At 71.0% G+C, this 14,043-nt stretch carries 10 protein-coding genes; 5 read left to right on the top strand and 5 right to left on the bottom strand.

What is annotated here, in order from left to right:
- The first annotated feature begins 353 nt into the window (after window positions 1-353).
- From OG963_RS15580 to ffh, 5 genes are all read left to right on the top strand, one after another.
- Window positions 354-1,829 (top strand): hypothetical protein, encoded by a 1,476-nt coding sequence (locus OG963_RS15580; RefSeq protein WP_093778632.1) that lies wholly within the window; start codon window positions 354-356, stop codon window positions 1,827-1,829.
- Between the two features lie 368 nt (window positions 1,830-2,197).
- Window positions 2,198-3,556: an ammonium transporter gene (locus OG963_RS15575; RefSeq protein WP_030928608.1), complete on the top strand. Its 1,359-nt coding sequence runs from the start codon at window positions 2,198-2,200 to the stop codon at window positions 3,554-3,556.
- Window positions 3,553-3,891: a P-II family nitrogen regulator gene (locus OG963_RS15570; protein WP_030928605.1), complete on the top strand. Its 339-nt coding sequence runs from the start codon at window positions 3,553-3,555 to the stop codon at window positions 3,889-3,891. The genes OG963_RS15575 and OG963_RS15570 overlap by 4 nt, the downstream gene beginning before the upstream one ends.
- A gap of 31 nt (window positions 3,892-3,922) precedes the next feature.
- A complete protein-coding gene (locus OG963_RS15565) occupies window positions 3,923-6,376 on the top strand; it encodes a [protein-PII] uridylyltransferase (RefSeq protein ID WP_030928602.1) in 2,454 nt (817 codons plus the stop codon).
- A gap of 133 nt (window positions 6,377-6,509) precedes the next feature.
- Entirely contained in the window at window positions 6,510-8,060 is a 1,551-nt protein-coding gene (gene ffh, locus OG963_RS15560; protein WP_030928600.1) for a signal recognition particle protein, read from the top strand.
- Between the two features lie 79 nt (window positions 8,061-8,139).
- Here ffh and OG963_RS15555 read toward each other — a convergent pair whose 3' ends face one another.
- From OG963_RS15555 to OG963_RS15535, 5 genes are read right to left on the bottom strand one after another with little or no spacing between them, the layout of a single operon-like run.
- Entirely contained in the window at window positions 8,140-9,381 is a 1,242-nt protein-coding gene (locus OG963_RS15555; protein WP_371799175.1) for a phosphopentomutase, read from the bottom strand.
- Between the two features lie 10 nt (window positions 9,382-9,391).
- Window positions 9,392-10,555 carry an alanine racemase gene (locus OG963_RS15550; protein WP_093778626.1) on the bottom strand — a complete coding sequence of 388 codons (1,164 nt, stop codon included), beginning with the start codon at window positions 10,553-10,555 and terminating at the stop codon, window positions 9,392-9,394.
- Between the two features lie 2 nt (window positions 10,556-10,557).
- Window positions 10,558-11,694, bottom strand: a complete 1,137-nt coding sequence (locus OG963_RS15545; protein ID WP_371799174.1) for an aminotransferase class V-fold PLP-dependent enzyme — start codon at window positions 11,692-11,694, stop codon at window positions 10,558-10,560.
- 2 nt (window positions 11,695-11,696) lie between these two features.
- A complete protein-coding gene (locus tag OG963_RS15540) occupies window positions 11,697-12,656 on the bottom strand; it encodes a phosphotriesterase (RefSeq protein ID WP_093778624.1) in 960 nt (319 codons plus the stop codon).
- Window positions 12,657-12,692: 36 nt separating this feature from the next.
- Entirely contained in the window at window positions 12,693-14,027 is a 1,335-nt protein-coding gene (locus tag OG963_RS15535; protein WP_093778622.1) for a YhfT family protein, read from the bottom strand.
- Window positions 14,028-14,043: the final 16 nt, after the last annotated feature.

The raw sequence follows: 14,043 nt of genomic DNA, 5'->3' as shown, positions 1-14,043 counted from the left end.
CGACCGGGCAGCGCGCGCACGAACGCCGGGTGGTGCGACACGGTCCGCGCGCCCCTGTGTGCGTCACTGCGTCTGCTACTGATCGCCGTCTGTCAAGTGAATCGCGCCCGACGGTGAACGCGTTCATTCGATGGGGTGGCGAATGGTGGCGTTTCTGTAATCCCGCTCGCCGGGCGGGTGATCGTAGGATTACCGTCGGTACACGAACCATGGAAGTATGTGCGCCGATGGGTATGCCGGAGGCAAGTCGATTTCCTGTTCGATGGTGCGCAACCGCCGTACGGACGGCTTGGGCCCACGGCATTCTGATAGTGGTTCGCGCGACACGTATTCAGCGGGATGGGGGCGTTCCAGTGAGTGGCAGCGGCGCAGGCGATTCGAATGCCGGTAAGCGCCCCAACGGGCAATTGGGATCATGGTTCGTGCGCAGCGGCTGGTCGAAGGGCGAGCTGGCACGGCAGGTGAACCGCAGGGCGCGCCAGATGGGCGCCCACCACATCAGCACGGACACCTCCCGGGTCCGGCGCTGGCTCGACGGTGAACAGCCGCGTGAGCCGATTCCGCGCATCCTCTCCGAGCTCTTCTCGGAGCGCTTCGGCACCGTCGTCGCCGTCGAGGACCTCGGGCTGCGCTCCGCCCATCAGTCACCGTCGGTGGCCGGTGTCGACCTGCCCTGGGCGGGCCCGCAGACCGTCGCGCTGCTCAGCGAGTTCTCCCGCAGCGACCTGATGCTCGCCCGTCGCGGCTTCCTCGGCACCTCGCTCGCCCTCGCCGCGGGTCCGGCCCTCATCGAACCCATGCAGCGGTGGCTGGTTCCGGTCGCCGCCGCGGCCCCGGCCGACCCGGAGCCGTCCGCGGCGGACCGGCGTCCCTCCCGCCTCTCCAGCCCCGAGCTCGACCTGCTGGAGTCCACCACCGTGATGTTCCGCCAGTGGGACGCCCAGTGTGGCGGTGGCCTGCGACGCAAGGCCGTCGTGGGACAACTCCACGAGGTCACCGACCTGTTGCAGGAACCACAGCCCGCGGCCACCGCCAAGCGGCTCTTCCGGTGCGCGGCCGAACTCGCCGAGCTGGCGGGCTGGATGAGCTACGACGTCGGACTCCAGCCCACCGCCCAGAAGTACTTCGTCCTCGCGCTGCACGCCGCCAAGGAGGCCGGCGACAAACCGCTCGGCAGTTACGTCCTGTCCAGCATGAGCCGCCAGATGATCCATCTGGGACGGCCCGACGACGCCCTCGAACTCATCCATCTCGCCCAGTACGGCAGCCGGGACTGCGCCACCCCGCGCACCCAGGCCATGCTGTATGCGATGGAGGCCCGCGCCTACGCCAACATGGGCCAGCCCAGCAAGTGCAAGCGGGCCGTCCGGATGGCCGAGGACACCTTCCTCGACGCCGGGATCGACGGCGAGCCCGAGCCCGACTGGATCCGCTTCTTCTCCGAGGCCGAACTCAACGGCGAGAATTCCCACTCGTACCGTGACCTCGCCTATGTCGCCGGCCGGAGTCCCACGTACGCCTCGCTCGCCGAGCCGATCATGGAGAAGGCCGTCGAGCTCTTCGGTGAGGACGACGAGCACCAGCGGTCGTACGCACTGAACCTGGTCGGTCTCGCCACGGTGCACCTCCTCAAGCGCGAACCCGAACAGTCCACGCTGCTGGCCGAAAAGGCCCTGCGGGTAGCCAAGAAGGTCCGCTCCGAGCGCGTCAACACCCGGCTGCGCAAGACCGTCGACACCGCTGCCAGGGACTTCGGAGACATTCCCGAGGTCGCCAGGCTCACCGATCTGCTCACCGAACAGCTGCCCGAGACCGCCGAGGCGATCTGACCGGGCACCCAGCACTCCGGCCACGACGAGCACCCCGACAGACCGATCTCGGCTCCCCCTTGCCAGGTCAGTGGGTGATCGGCGTGGCCGGTTCGCGTTCCCGTTCCCGTACTCCAGAGTCGTAACCGCACCGTATGCGGCCCCGGCCGCAGGGTGGGCCCGGCCCCGGATACGCCACTCACGATTCATGGGGACGTAACACGACACACCTCTTCGTCACTGCGGCGAAACATCGTGCGGCATCGGCGGAAACCGCGCTGGGCGAACCTCATGGCGCATAACCGGCCCGCACCTTTTCCACAGTGGTCCCGCAAGTGGTCCCGCAGGTTTTGCCCGCACGCGGCCGCACCGACGACGAGGAGACGCCGATGCCCCCAGGCATCACGACGCTTGCTGCAGACGCCCCGACGCTGTCTGCCGCCAACACCGGGTTCATGCTCATCTGCTCGGCCCTGGTGATGATCATGACCCCGGGTCTGGCCTTCTTCTACGGAGGCATGGTCCGCGTCAAGAGCACCCTCAACATGCTGATGATGAGCTTCATCAGCCTCGGGATCGTCACGATCCTGTGGGTGCTGTACGGATTCAGTCTCGCCTTCGGTACCGACATCGGCTCGTTCATCGGCTGGAGCTCGGACTTCGCGGGCCTCAGCGGGATCGGTATCACCCAGCTCTGGGACGGCTACACGATCCCGGTCTATGTCTTCGCCGTCTTCCAGCTGATGTTCGCGATCATCACTCCGGCCCTGATCAGCGGTGCCCTCGCCGACCGCGTCAAGTTCACCTCCTGGGCGCTGTTCATCACCCTGTGGGTGACCGTCGTCTACTTCCCGGTCGCGCACTGGGTCTGGGGCGCCGGCGGCTGGCTCTTCGAGCTCGGCGTCATCGACTTCGCCGGTGGTACGGCCGTCCACATCAACGCCGGTGCGGCAGCCCTCGGCGTGATCCTCGTCATCGGCAAGCGGGTCGGCTTCAAGAAGGACCCGATGCGGCCGCACAGCCTGCCGCTCGTCATGCTCGGCGCCGGTCTCCTGTGGTTCGGCTGGTTCGGCTTCAACGCCGGCTCGTGGCTCGGCAACGACGACGGCGTCGGCGCGGTGATGTTCGTCAACACGCAGGTTGCCACCGCCGCCGCGATGCTCGCCTGGCTCGGGTACGAGAAGCTCCGCCACGGCTCCTTCACCACCCTCGGCGCCGCCTCCGGCGCGGTCGCCGGCCTCGTCGCCATCACCCCGTCCGGCGGCGCGATCAGCCCGCTCGGCGCCATCGCCGTCGGTGCGATCGCCGGTGTGCTCTGCGCCATGGCGGTCGGCCTCAAGTACAAGTTCGGCTACGACGACTCCCTCGACGTCGTCGGCGTCCACCTCGTCGGCGGTGTCGCGGGCTCCCTGCTCATCGGCTTCTTCGCCACCGGCGGCGTCCAGTCCGACGCCAAGGGCCTCTTCTACGGTGGCGGTCTCGACCAGCTCGGCAAGCAGGCCGTCGGTGTCTTCGCGGTCCTCGCGTACTCCCTCGTCGTCTCCGCGGTCCTCGCCTTCCTCCTCGACAGGACGATCGGCATGCGGGTCGACGAGGACGACGAGATCTCCGGCATCGACCAGGTCGAGCACGCCGAGACCGCGTACGACTTCAGCGGCGCCGGCGGCGGTGCGGCCCCGCGCACCACGGGCTCCGCACCGATTTCGGACTCGACGGCAGCAGCGCAGACCAAGAAGGTGGACGCATGAAGCTCATCACGGCGGTCGTGAAGCCGCACCGGCTCGACGAGATCAAGGAGGCCCTGCAGGCCTTCGGCATCCAGGGCCTCACGGTCACGGAGGCCAGCGGATACGGTCGCCAGCGCGGCCACACCGAGGTCTACCGGGGTGCCGAGTACACCGTGGACCTCGTCCCCAAGATCCGCATCGAGGTACTGGTCGACGACGAGGACGCCGAACAGCTCGTCGATGTCGTGGTGAAGGCCGCCCGAACCGGCAAGATCGGAGACGGCAAGGTCTGGAGCGTCCCCGTCGAGACAGCCGTACGGGTCCGCACGGGTGAACGCGGCCCGGACGCACTCTGACCGACGGTCTCGCAAACTGAAAGGCAGCTGGGTGACGAGCACTGAAGTGACCACCGATTCCGAAGACTCGGGACCCAGCGGCTACGCGGCGGCCCGACTGCGCCTCCTCCAGGAGAAGGCGCAGTCCGGGCCGCCGCGCCGTGCGGCTCTCGCCTCACTCACCGACGACTGGCTGACCGCCCTGTTCACCACCGCCGTCGAGGCGACCGGCGTCCGCGGCGCAGCCCTCGTGGCCGTCGGCGGCTACGGCCGCGGCGAACTCTCCCCGCGCAGCGACCTCGACCTCCTGCTGCTCCACGACGGCAATGCCGACGCCGGCGCCATCGCCTCCCTCGCCGACCGCATCTGGTACCCCGTCTGGGACCTCGGCCTCGCGCTCGATCACTCCGTACGCACCCCCGCCGAAGCCAGGAAGACGGCGGAAGAGGACCTCAAGGTGCAGCTCGGACTGCTCGACGCCCGGCCCGTCGCCGGAGACCTCGGCCTGGTCGCCGCGATGCGCACCACGATCCTCGCCGACTGGCGCAACCTCGCCCCCAAACGCCTCCCGGCCCTCGACGAACTCTGCCGCGAGCGGGCCGAACGCCAGGGCGAGCTCCAGTTCCTCCTCGAACCCGACCTCAAGGAGGCCCGCGGCGGACTGCGCGACGCCACCGCCCTGCGCGCCGTCGCCGCCTCCTGGGTCGCCGACGCGCCCCGCGAAGGCCTCGCCGAGGCCCGCCGCGTACTCCTCGACGCCCGCGACGCCCTGCACCTGACCACCGGCCGCGCCACCGACCGCCTCGCCCTCCAGGAACAGGACCAGGTCGCCACCGCCCTCGGCCTCCTCGACGCCGACGCATTGCTGCGTCAGGTGTACGAGGCCGCGCGCACCGTCTCGTACGCCACCGACGTCACCTGGCGCGAGGTCAACCGCGTGCTCCGCGCCCGGTCCGTGCGCCCACGGCTGCGCGCCATGCTGGGCGGTGGCAAGGCGGCCGCCCCGGAGCGCACCCCGCTCGCCGACGGCGTCGTCGAGGCCGACGGCGAAGTCGTCCTCGCCCGCACCGCCCGCCCCGAACGCGACCCGGTGCTCGTGCTGCGCGCGGCCGCCGCGGCCGCCCAGTCGGAACTGCCGATCTCCCGGCATGTCGTACGCCACCTCGCCACCGCCGCGCGCCCGCTGCCCGTGCCCTGGCCCGCCGAGGCCCGTGAGGAACTCGTCACCCTGCTCGGCGCGGGCGAGGCCACCATCCCCGTCTGGGAAGCCCTCGAAGCGGAAGGCCTGATCACCCGGCTGCTGCCCGACTGGGAACGCGTCCACTGCCGGCCCCAGCGCAACCCCGTCCACACCTGGACCGTCGACCGCCACCTCGTCGAGGCGGCCGTCCGGGCCTCCTCCCTCACCCGCCGCGTCGGCCGTCCCGACCTCCTTCTCGTCGCCGCCCTGCTGCACGACATCGGCAAGGGCTGGCCGGGCGACCACTCCGTCGCCGGCGAGGTCATCGCCCGCGACCTCGCCGCCCGGATCGGCTTCGACCAGCACGACGTGGGCGTCATCGCCACCCTCGTACGTCACCATCTGCTGCTCGTCGAGACCGCCACCCGCCGCGACCTCGACGACCCGGCGACCGTCCGGTCCGTCGCCACCGCTGTCGGGACCACGTCCACGCTGGAACTCCTGCACGCCCTCACGGAGGCCGACGCGCTGGCCACCGGGCCCGCAGCCTGGTCCACCTGGCGCGCCTCCCTCGTCACCGACCTGGTCAAGCGCGTCGCCGCCGTCCTCGCGGGCGAGACCTCGGACGAACCCGAACCGGCCGAGCCCAGCGCCGAGCAGGAACGCCTCGCCATCGAGGCACTGCGTACCGGCGAACCCGTCCTCGCCCTGCACGCCCAGGCGGAACCCGCGGACGGTGACGGCGAGCCGGAACCCGTCGGAGTCGAACTCCTCATCGCCGTCCCCGACCGCCCCGGCGTCCTGCCCGCCGCCGCCGGAGTGCTCGCCCTGCACCGCCTCACCGTCCGCGCTGCCGACCTGCGGGCCGTCGAGCTCCCCACCGAGCTGGGCGAGTGCGTCGACGTCCTGCTGCTCAGCTGGCGGGTGGCGGCCGAATACGGCTCCCTGCCACAGGCCACCCGGCTCCGCGCCGATCTCGTACGCGCCCTGGACGGCTCCCTCGACATCCGGGCCCGCCTCGCCGAACGCGAAGCCGCCTATCCGCGGCGCCGTGGGGTGAAGGCTCCGCCGCCCCGGGTGACGGTCGCACCGGCCGGCTCCCGGCTGGCCACGGTGATCGAGGTCAGGGCCCAGGACGCCCCGGGACTGCTGCACCGGATCGGCCGGGCGCTGGAGCAGAGCGCGGTGCGGGTGCGCAGCGCGCACGTGTCGACGCTGGGGGCGAACGCGGTGGACGCGTTCTATGTCACAGGGGCGGACGGCGAGCCGTTGGCCGATGTACGGGCCGCGGAGCTGGCCGTGGAGGTGCAGCGGGCCCTGAGCTGAGCGCCCGCGATCACGTGGAGAGGCCCTCGTCCTCACGAGTATGCGGGCGAGGGCTTCGTGTTTCCCGGCGTCCGGATACCCTGGGGGACGACTGACCTGCACCCGACCCCGACCCTGAGGACCGACGAGCGCCGTGTTCGATACTCTCTCCGACCGCCTTGCCGCGACTTTCAAGAACCTCCGGGGCAAGGGCCGCTTGTCCGAGGCGGACATCGACGCCACGGCACGCGAGATCCGTATCGCCCTGCTCGAGGCCGATGTCGCGCTGCCCGTGGTCCGCGCCTTCATCGCCAACGTCAAGGAGCGGGCGCGCGGCGTCGAGGTCTCCCAGGCGCTGAACCCTGCCCAGCAGGTCGTCAAGATTGTCAACGAGGAGCTCGTCGGCATCCTCGGCGGTGAGACCCGGCGGCTGCGGTTCGCCAAGAACCCGCCCACCGTGATCATGCTCGCCGGTCTGCAGGGTGCCGGTAAGACCACCCTTGCCGGAAAGCTCGGCGTCTGGCTCAAGGGCCAGGGCCACTCGCCGCTGCTCGTCGCCTGTGACCTCCAGCGCCCCAACGCCGTCAACCAGCTGAGCGTCGTCGCCGACCGCGCCGGTGTCGCGGTGTACGCCCCGCAGCCGGGCAACGGCGTCGGTGACCCGGTCCAGGTCGCCAAGGACTCCATCGAGCACGCCCGCTCCAAGCAGTTCGACGTGGTGATCGTCGACACCGCGGGCCGCCTCGGTATCGACCAGGAGCTGATGCAGCAGGCCGCGGACATCCGCGACGCCGTCAGCCCCGACGAGATCCTCTTCGTCGTCGACGCGATGATCGGCCAGGACGCGGTCAACACCGCCGAGGCCTTCCGCGACGGTGTGGGCTTCGACGGTGTGGTGCTCTCCAAGCTCGACGGCGACGCCCGCGGTGGTGCAGCCCTGTCGATCGCCCATGTCACGGGCAAGCAGATCATGTTCGCGTCGAACGGTGAGAAGCTCGAGGACTTCGACGCCTTCCACCCCGACCGCATGGCGTCGCGCATCCTCGACATGGGTGACCTGCTCACCCTGATCGAGCAGGCGGAGAAGACCTTCACCCAGGAAGAGGCCGCCAAAATGGCCTCCAAGCTGGCGTCGAGCAAGGGCAAGGACTTCACGCTCGACGACTTCCTGGCGCAGATGGAGCAGGTCAGGAAGATGGGCTCCATCTCCAAGCTGCTCGGGATGCTGCCCGGCATGGGGCAGATCAAGGACCAGATCAACAGCATCGACGAGCGGGACGTGGACCGTACCGCCGCGATCATCAAGTCGATGACGCCGCACGAGCGTCACGAGCCGACGATCATCAACGGCTCGCGCCGGGCCCGTATCGCCAAGGGTTCGGGTGTCGAGGTGTCCGCCGTGAAGAACCTGGTGGAGCGGTTCTTCGAGGCGCGCAAGATGATGTCGAAGATGGCGCAGGGCGGCGGCATGCCGGGGATGCCGGGGATGCCCGGCATGGGTGGCGGTCCCGGTCGCCAGAAGAAGCAGATCAAGCAGGCCAAGGGCAAGCGCAAGAGCGGCAACCCGATGAAGCGCAAGGCCGAGGAGCAGGCCGCGGCGGCCCGCCGCGAGCAGGCTGCGGCCCAGGGCGGCGCGTTCGGTCTGCCGGCCCAGGAGGACAAGAACTTCGAGCTGCCGGACGAGTTCAAGAAGTTCATGGGCTGACGCTTCACGCTCTGGGCCCGTACGTGAAAGGGGCGCCCGCCTTCCCGGCGGGCGCCCCTTTCGTGTGTGCCGCGCGGGCTCAGGCCGCGCGGCGCCCCGGCCGCAGCGTCGTCCCGTTGGCCAGCCCCGCCGGGTCGAGCGCCAGCGATACGGCGGCGGTGGCGCCGACGTCCGCCAGGCTGCCCGCGACCGGCAGCAGCTCCACCCCGTCCGCACCGGGCCGGTGGATCAGCACGGGGACGTACTCCCTGGTGTGGTACGCGTGCCCGATCGTCGGGTCGTTGCCGTGGTCGGCGGTGACGATCAGCCGGTCGCCGGGGGCGTCGAGCAGCGCAAGGAGCGCGGCGAGCCCCGCGTCGACCTGCTCCAGCAGACGGCCGTACCGTTCGGCGTCCTGCTGGTGTCCCGCCAGGTCGGTCTCCTGGACATTGGCGACGACGAGCGCGTCGCCGGGGGCGCGTACCGCTTCGAGGGTGTGGGCGATGACGTCCGCGGTCTGCACTGCCGGGTGCCGCTCGGCCGCGTCGCAGGCCAGGATGTCGGCGGCCTTGCCCACCAGGGTGACCGGGATTCCGGCGCGGGCGGCCAGGTCGGGCAGCTGACGGGTGTGGTCGATGCCGGCGCCGAGGTGCTGCACGGCGAGGCCGCCGTTGCGGTAGAAGCCGCTGGCGGGGGTGTCGAGGCCCACGGTGCCCGCGTCGCCGAGGCGTACGAATTGCGTGAGCGGGCCGTCCGCGTGACCGCCGACCGCGATGACCCGGGCGACCGGCGCGACCGCGCGTACCGTACGGGCGATGGCGAGGATCCCGCCGGGCCCGTCGAAGGGGAGGTCCTCCAGGCGGCCGGAGGCGTTCCAGTTGATGCCGGGGTCGGCTTCCAGGTTGTCGTGCACGAGCACCGCGTCGTCGACGACGAGAAGCGGCCGGCCGTCCAGCGGTGCGACGCGGTGCCCGGCCGCTTCCAGAGCCGTGGTCACCTCGTCCAGATGGTCGCCGAGCCGGGCCACCGTCACCCGGCTGAAGTCCGCACCCATCATCGTCTGGTGGCCGGCGAACGTGTCGGCGCCGGGATAGCCCAGGGCGGCCCGGCCCGCGGCGACGGGCAGATGGGTGCGGCGAGCGAGATCCGGATGCGGGTGGACGAGGCCGAGCCCCAGCGAGCTGAGCACCGGCAGCCGCAGCGGACGGCCGAAGGCCTCGCGGCAGTGGTCGAGCACATGCCCGCAGGTGTCGGCGGTGAGATCGCCGGGGCGCAGGGTGCCCGCGTCGGGCATGGCGCCGATGCCGAATCCGTCGACGACGACGATGACGGTCTTGGCCATGGTGTGCTCCTTACAGGGCCCGGCCCTGGGCGTCGTGGAGCCCGCGCAGCCGCGGGGTACCGGACGAGAGTCCGGAGACGACGGCGACGGTCGAGCGGGTGACGAAGATCTGGGTACGGAAGGCGAGCAGCGCGGTGTCGCCGAGCCGGACGTCCTGGCCGACGGCGGGGGTGTCGAGCAGCCGGTAGTAGTCGATGTTCTCGGCGGGAGCGCCCTGCACGCCGAGGCGTACGCCGGTTCGCGGCAGCAGGGCGCTGCCGATGTGGGAGCGGGCGTAGAAACCGCCGCCGTGGAGGGCGGGGCGGCCGTCGTCGAGGGTGTGGGCGATCTCGCTCACGTACACATAGGCGGGCTTCTCGGGCTGGCCCGGGTCCAGTGCGTGCAGCGGGGTCGTGCCGGTGAGGGCGTGGCCGGGCTCGCCGTGGGTGGCGCCGTGGGCGGCGAGCAGCGGCAGCGAGGCCATCGAGGTGGCGCTAGGGGCGCTCAGCTTGAGGTCCTCGTGCCCGCGGGCGGCCAGGAGCTCGCGGGCCTTCAGGGCGAGCGTGAAGTTGGGGGTGGCGTACGGGGTTCCGGTCGCCGGGTCGCACAGGACACACGGGAAGGCCGTGACGCCGGCGATCCGGATGCCGGGCAGCCGCTCGGCCGCCTCGGCGAACGCGTCCAGGCGCGGAAGCGGCACCCCGCCCTCCTGGCCCGGGTAGACGGTGCCCTCGGCGCCTTCGAGCCGTACGAGAATGTCCTGCACCAGGCCCAGCCGCTCGGCGGCCTCGGAGACGGCCCGGGCATTGGCCAGGTCGAAGACGGTGACGGCCTCCGGGCGCCAGGCCAGCATCTCGGGCAGGGCGCGGCGGGGGATCTGGACGAGGTGGCCGAGGTTCCCGGCCCGGGCGCCCGTCGCGTGCAGGGTGCGGGCCTCAGCCGGGTCGATGGCGGCGTACTTGGGGATGTGCCGGGCGACGGCCCTGATCAGTTCGGGGTTGCGGCCGAACTGTTTGACGACGAACCAGAGGGAGAGGCCGAGCCGCTGGGCCTCGGCGGCGAGGAGTTCGGCGTTGGCCTCGACGGTGTCGAGGTCCATCACATAGGTGTCGGGCGGGATCTCACCGCGCCGGTGGAGGTCCGCCGCGGCTTCGACGAGCTCGGGGTTGCGGGCGAGCACGGTGTCGAGAAACACGGTCAGCCGTCCTTCGGGTCGTTCGTTTCGGCAGGCCGGTCGCCCAGTGCGGCGAGCGAGCGGCGCAGGATGTCGACGACGAGATCCGCTCCCGCCCGCATGGGGTTGATGCGTACCGTCCAGTCGGCCAGCTCGGGTGCGTCGTCCAGCGCGGAGCTGGACATCCGGTAGAACAACGGCGCGATCTCGTAACGCGAGTTGGAGCCGACGGGGTAGGGCGCGGCCCCGAAGCGTGCGGCGACGGCGGGCAGTTCCTTCGCCACCGGCCGGTCCAGGCGGACCAGCAGACAGCGGTCCTGGGCGTTGGCGATCCGGACCTCGGCGACGCCGGCCACTTCACCGGCCGCCAGCCGCTCGGCGACCTCGGCACCGACCTGGGACTGGACGGCCCACATGACCGGTACGTGGGTCAGGGCGCGCAGGGCGTCGAGCGCCTGGTGGCCCTGGACCTGGCCGCCGCCGGAGTAGTTGTCGCGCCGGATGTGCCCGACGAGGTCGCGGGCCCCGACGACGACACCGATGCCTTCGGGACCGTGCAGCTTGAACAGCGAGAAGCAGGAGGCGTCGGCGCCCAGTTCCACCCCCGCGGCGGGGGTGCGCATCACGGCGTAGTTGTCGTCGACGAGCGTGCGCACGCCGGCGGCCCGGCAGGCGGCGAGGACCTCGGCGGGGTCGTACGAGTCGGAGAGCCGCTGCCGGGTGTGCTGGACGTACGCCCACCGGAACCGGCCGGACGCCAGGGCCTCGCGCAGTGCGGCACGGTCGTTGAAGTCGACCTCGACGGTCCGCACGCCGATGCCGCGCAGGGTGACCTCGGTGGTGCGGTAGACGGGGGCCCGGTGGATGAGCAGCGGATCCCCGGCCCGTACGGCGGCGTTGAGCGCCGCGCGGATCGCACCGGTGCCCGCACCCTGCACGAACGCGGCGTCCTCGGCGCCGAAGAAGTCTGCCAGGACCGCCTCGACGCGGGCGGTGGTCCGGGGACGGCCGAGACCGGGGACGACGCCGGCGTCGGCTTCGAAGAGCTGGGGTCCCTCGAAGTGGGCGGCGGTCGCCTCCAGCAGCCGGAACTGCCGGGCGATCGCGTCGTCCAGTGCCACGGTCGCGAGGGGGAATGTCTGCGGTAGTGCCGGGTTCATGATCAGATCTCTTCCACGCCGGCGCCGGTGAGAAAGCGCAGCGGATTGCAGCGGGTCATCAGGTCGATCAGGCCGTCGTCGACGCCGGCGGCGCGGGCCTTGGGCAGGAAGCTCCGGAAGAGATGCCCGTACCCCTGGCCGCCCTCCGTGCGCAGATAGCCGTGGCGTGAGATGTCGCAGCTCAACAGCACCCGCTCGGCGTGCCCGGCCTCCAGCAGGGCGAGCAGCAGCCGCAGCCTGGTGTCGTCGCTCTGATAGCTGTCCTTGCCGACGGTGTCGAACGCGACGTACGCACCGGTCGCCGCGATCTCCCGGTGCACTGCCGGATCGTCGAGAAGGTCCTGGTGACCGATGCTGACGCGGTGCGGCTCCACGCCCTCGGTGGTGAGGAGCTCCAGCTGGGCGAGGCCGCCACGGCCGAGCTGCGCATGGGTGGCGACGGACAGCCCGGTTTCGGCCGCGGCCCGCGCGGCGGCGCGCAGCACCTTCGTCTCGGCAGCGGTGGGTGTGTCCCCGTGGCTGCCGATCTCTCCGAGGACGCCGGGGCGGATCCCGGTGGAGCCGATGCCCGTGTCGATCTCGCGGACGAGGGTGGCGGTGAGCTCGTCGACGTCGGCGGCGGCGATCTCGGGGGTGTGGAACGGCTCGTAGTACCACCCGGTGGCGGCGACGACGGCGACCTGCGCGTCCCGGGCGATCCGGGCCAGGGCGGCGGCGTCCCGGCCCATGCCGCGGCAGGTCAGCTCGACGACGAGAGCGAGGCCGAACTCCTCCCGGAGAGCGGCCAGTTCGGCGGTGACGGCCGTGGCATGCCGGTCCGGGTGGAGGACGGCCGCGCCGTCGCCCCGGTGGTCGAGGTCGAGGACGAGGTGCTCATGGGCGAGGGCGGGGCCGCGCACCGAGCCGGGGGCGAGATCGCCGACGACCGTACGGAGCACGGGCTGCGGGGCGGTGGTGTGCATCGTGGGGGGTTCCTTCCTGGCGTACGTGACCCGGCCTCAGCCCTTGATCGGGGTGAACAGGTCGAGCCAGTACAGGACGTTGAGGAGGATTCCGCCGACGATCACCGCCGCCGGCGCGGCGGCCATCCGCACCACCGGCCGGCCCATCGCGTCGTTGAGCAGGTAGAGCCCGCCGACGACGAGGATTCCGAGTCCGCCGCCCATGGCGTTGGCGGCCATCAGCGAACCGAAGAGGATCGCGAGCTGCAACGTGTCGCCGATCGCGCTGCGCAGGTGCTCCGAGGAGTCTCGGACGCTGGGCAGCTTGCCGAGGACCTTGCCGATGGAGGAGAGGGCCAGCACCTCGAGGGCGAACACGACGGCGCCGACGATCGCAGCGAGGAACGGGTTCGGCATCAGATAGCCGATCGGATACACCAGCGTGAACCCGGCGATGCCGTACGCGCCCGATGCGAGCGCGGTCGTCGCGATGAGCGGGATGAAGCCGAAGACCCGGTAGAAGTCGACCTGGGCGGCTTCCGTGTACTGCCCCTTGGCGATCAGGAAGCTGGTCGCCTCACCGCCGCCGAATATGTGCATCTGAGCCAGCACACAGACTCCGGCTCCCAGCACCATGAAGAGCGGCAGATGCCTGCGCAGCCGGGCCGCGCTCGCGCTGAACAGGGAGGCCATCGGGTCGTCGTCCAGGACGATCCCGGTGACGCCCGCAGCCTTGTCGGCCTTGCGCTGCTTCATGTCCTTGGCGACGGCCAGGGCGATCAGCATGAGCACGCCCACGGCCATGGCCAGCGCCCCGGCGAACATCTTCGGCCAGAGCTTCATGGTGAGGACGACCAGCGCGAGTTCGAGACCTCCCGCGACACCGCCCCACTTGCGGCCGAACTGCTTGGTGATCGCGAGCACCGGGAACAGCGTGAAGAGGAACAGGATCGGCGTCGACATCTGCTGCATCGCGGTGATGAAGTCGACCGGCAGATCGTGTGCCACGTCGTTCGCGCCGTTCAGGCCGAAGACGACGACCGCGCCCCACGCGCCGCCGAGGATCGGCGCGAGCCACTTCTTCGGAGCCAGCATGCCGAGGATGTCGGTGGGCAGGAAGACGAGCCACGGGTTCAGCACTCCGGTGGAGAGCGCCATGGGTGCGCCGAGTCCGAAGATGAACCCGGCGGACAGCCCGAAGGAGACCGCCGTCGTGGCGCTGCGCGTGGTGCGCCCCTGGATGAAGTCCAGCAGGAACGGGCGGACGCCGTCGTTGAAGACGGCCAGCGCCATGTGCGAGATGTACGCGGTCAGCGCACAGAGGGCTATCACGGTCAGCTGCTGGGCCAGTGTGAAATCGAGGCCGGCTCCGGCGGCGAGTGTGCTGCTCACAGGGTCACTCCTTCGT

It is taken from the genome of Streptomyces sp. NBC_01707 (genome assembly GCF_041438805.1).
Classification (GTDB): Bacteria; Actinomycetota; Actinomycetes; order Streptomycetales; family Streptomycetaceae; genus Streptomyces.
This window is presented reverse-complemented; position numbering and strand designations above follow the sequence as displayed.

Coding starts and splice junctions, on each gene's coding strand:
- OG963_RS15575 (WP_030928608.1), top strand. CDS start 2,198: ATGCCCCCAGGCATCACGACGCTTGCTGCAGACGCCCCGACGCTGTCT.
- OG963_RS15570 (WP_030928605.1), top strand. CDS start 3,553: ATGAAGCTCATCACGGCGGTCGTGAAGCCGCACCGGCTCGACGAGATC.
- OG963_RS15555 (WP_371799175.1), bottom strand. CDS start 9,381: ATGGCCAAGACCGTCATCGTCGTCGTCGACGGATTCGGCATCGGCGCC.
- OG963_RS15545 (WP_371799174.1), bottom strand. CDS start 11,694: ATGAACCCGGCACTACCGCAGACATTCCCCCTCGCGACCGTGGCACTG.
- OG963_RS15540 (WP_093778624.1), bottom strand. CDS start 12,656: ATGCACACCACCGCCCCGCAGCCCGTGCTCCGTACGGTCGTCGGCGAT.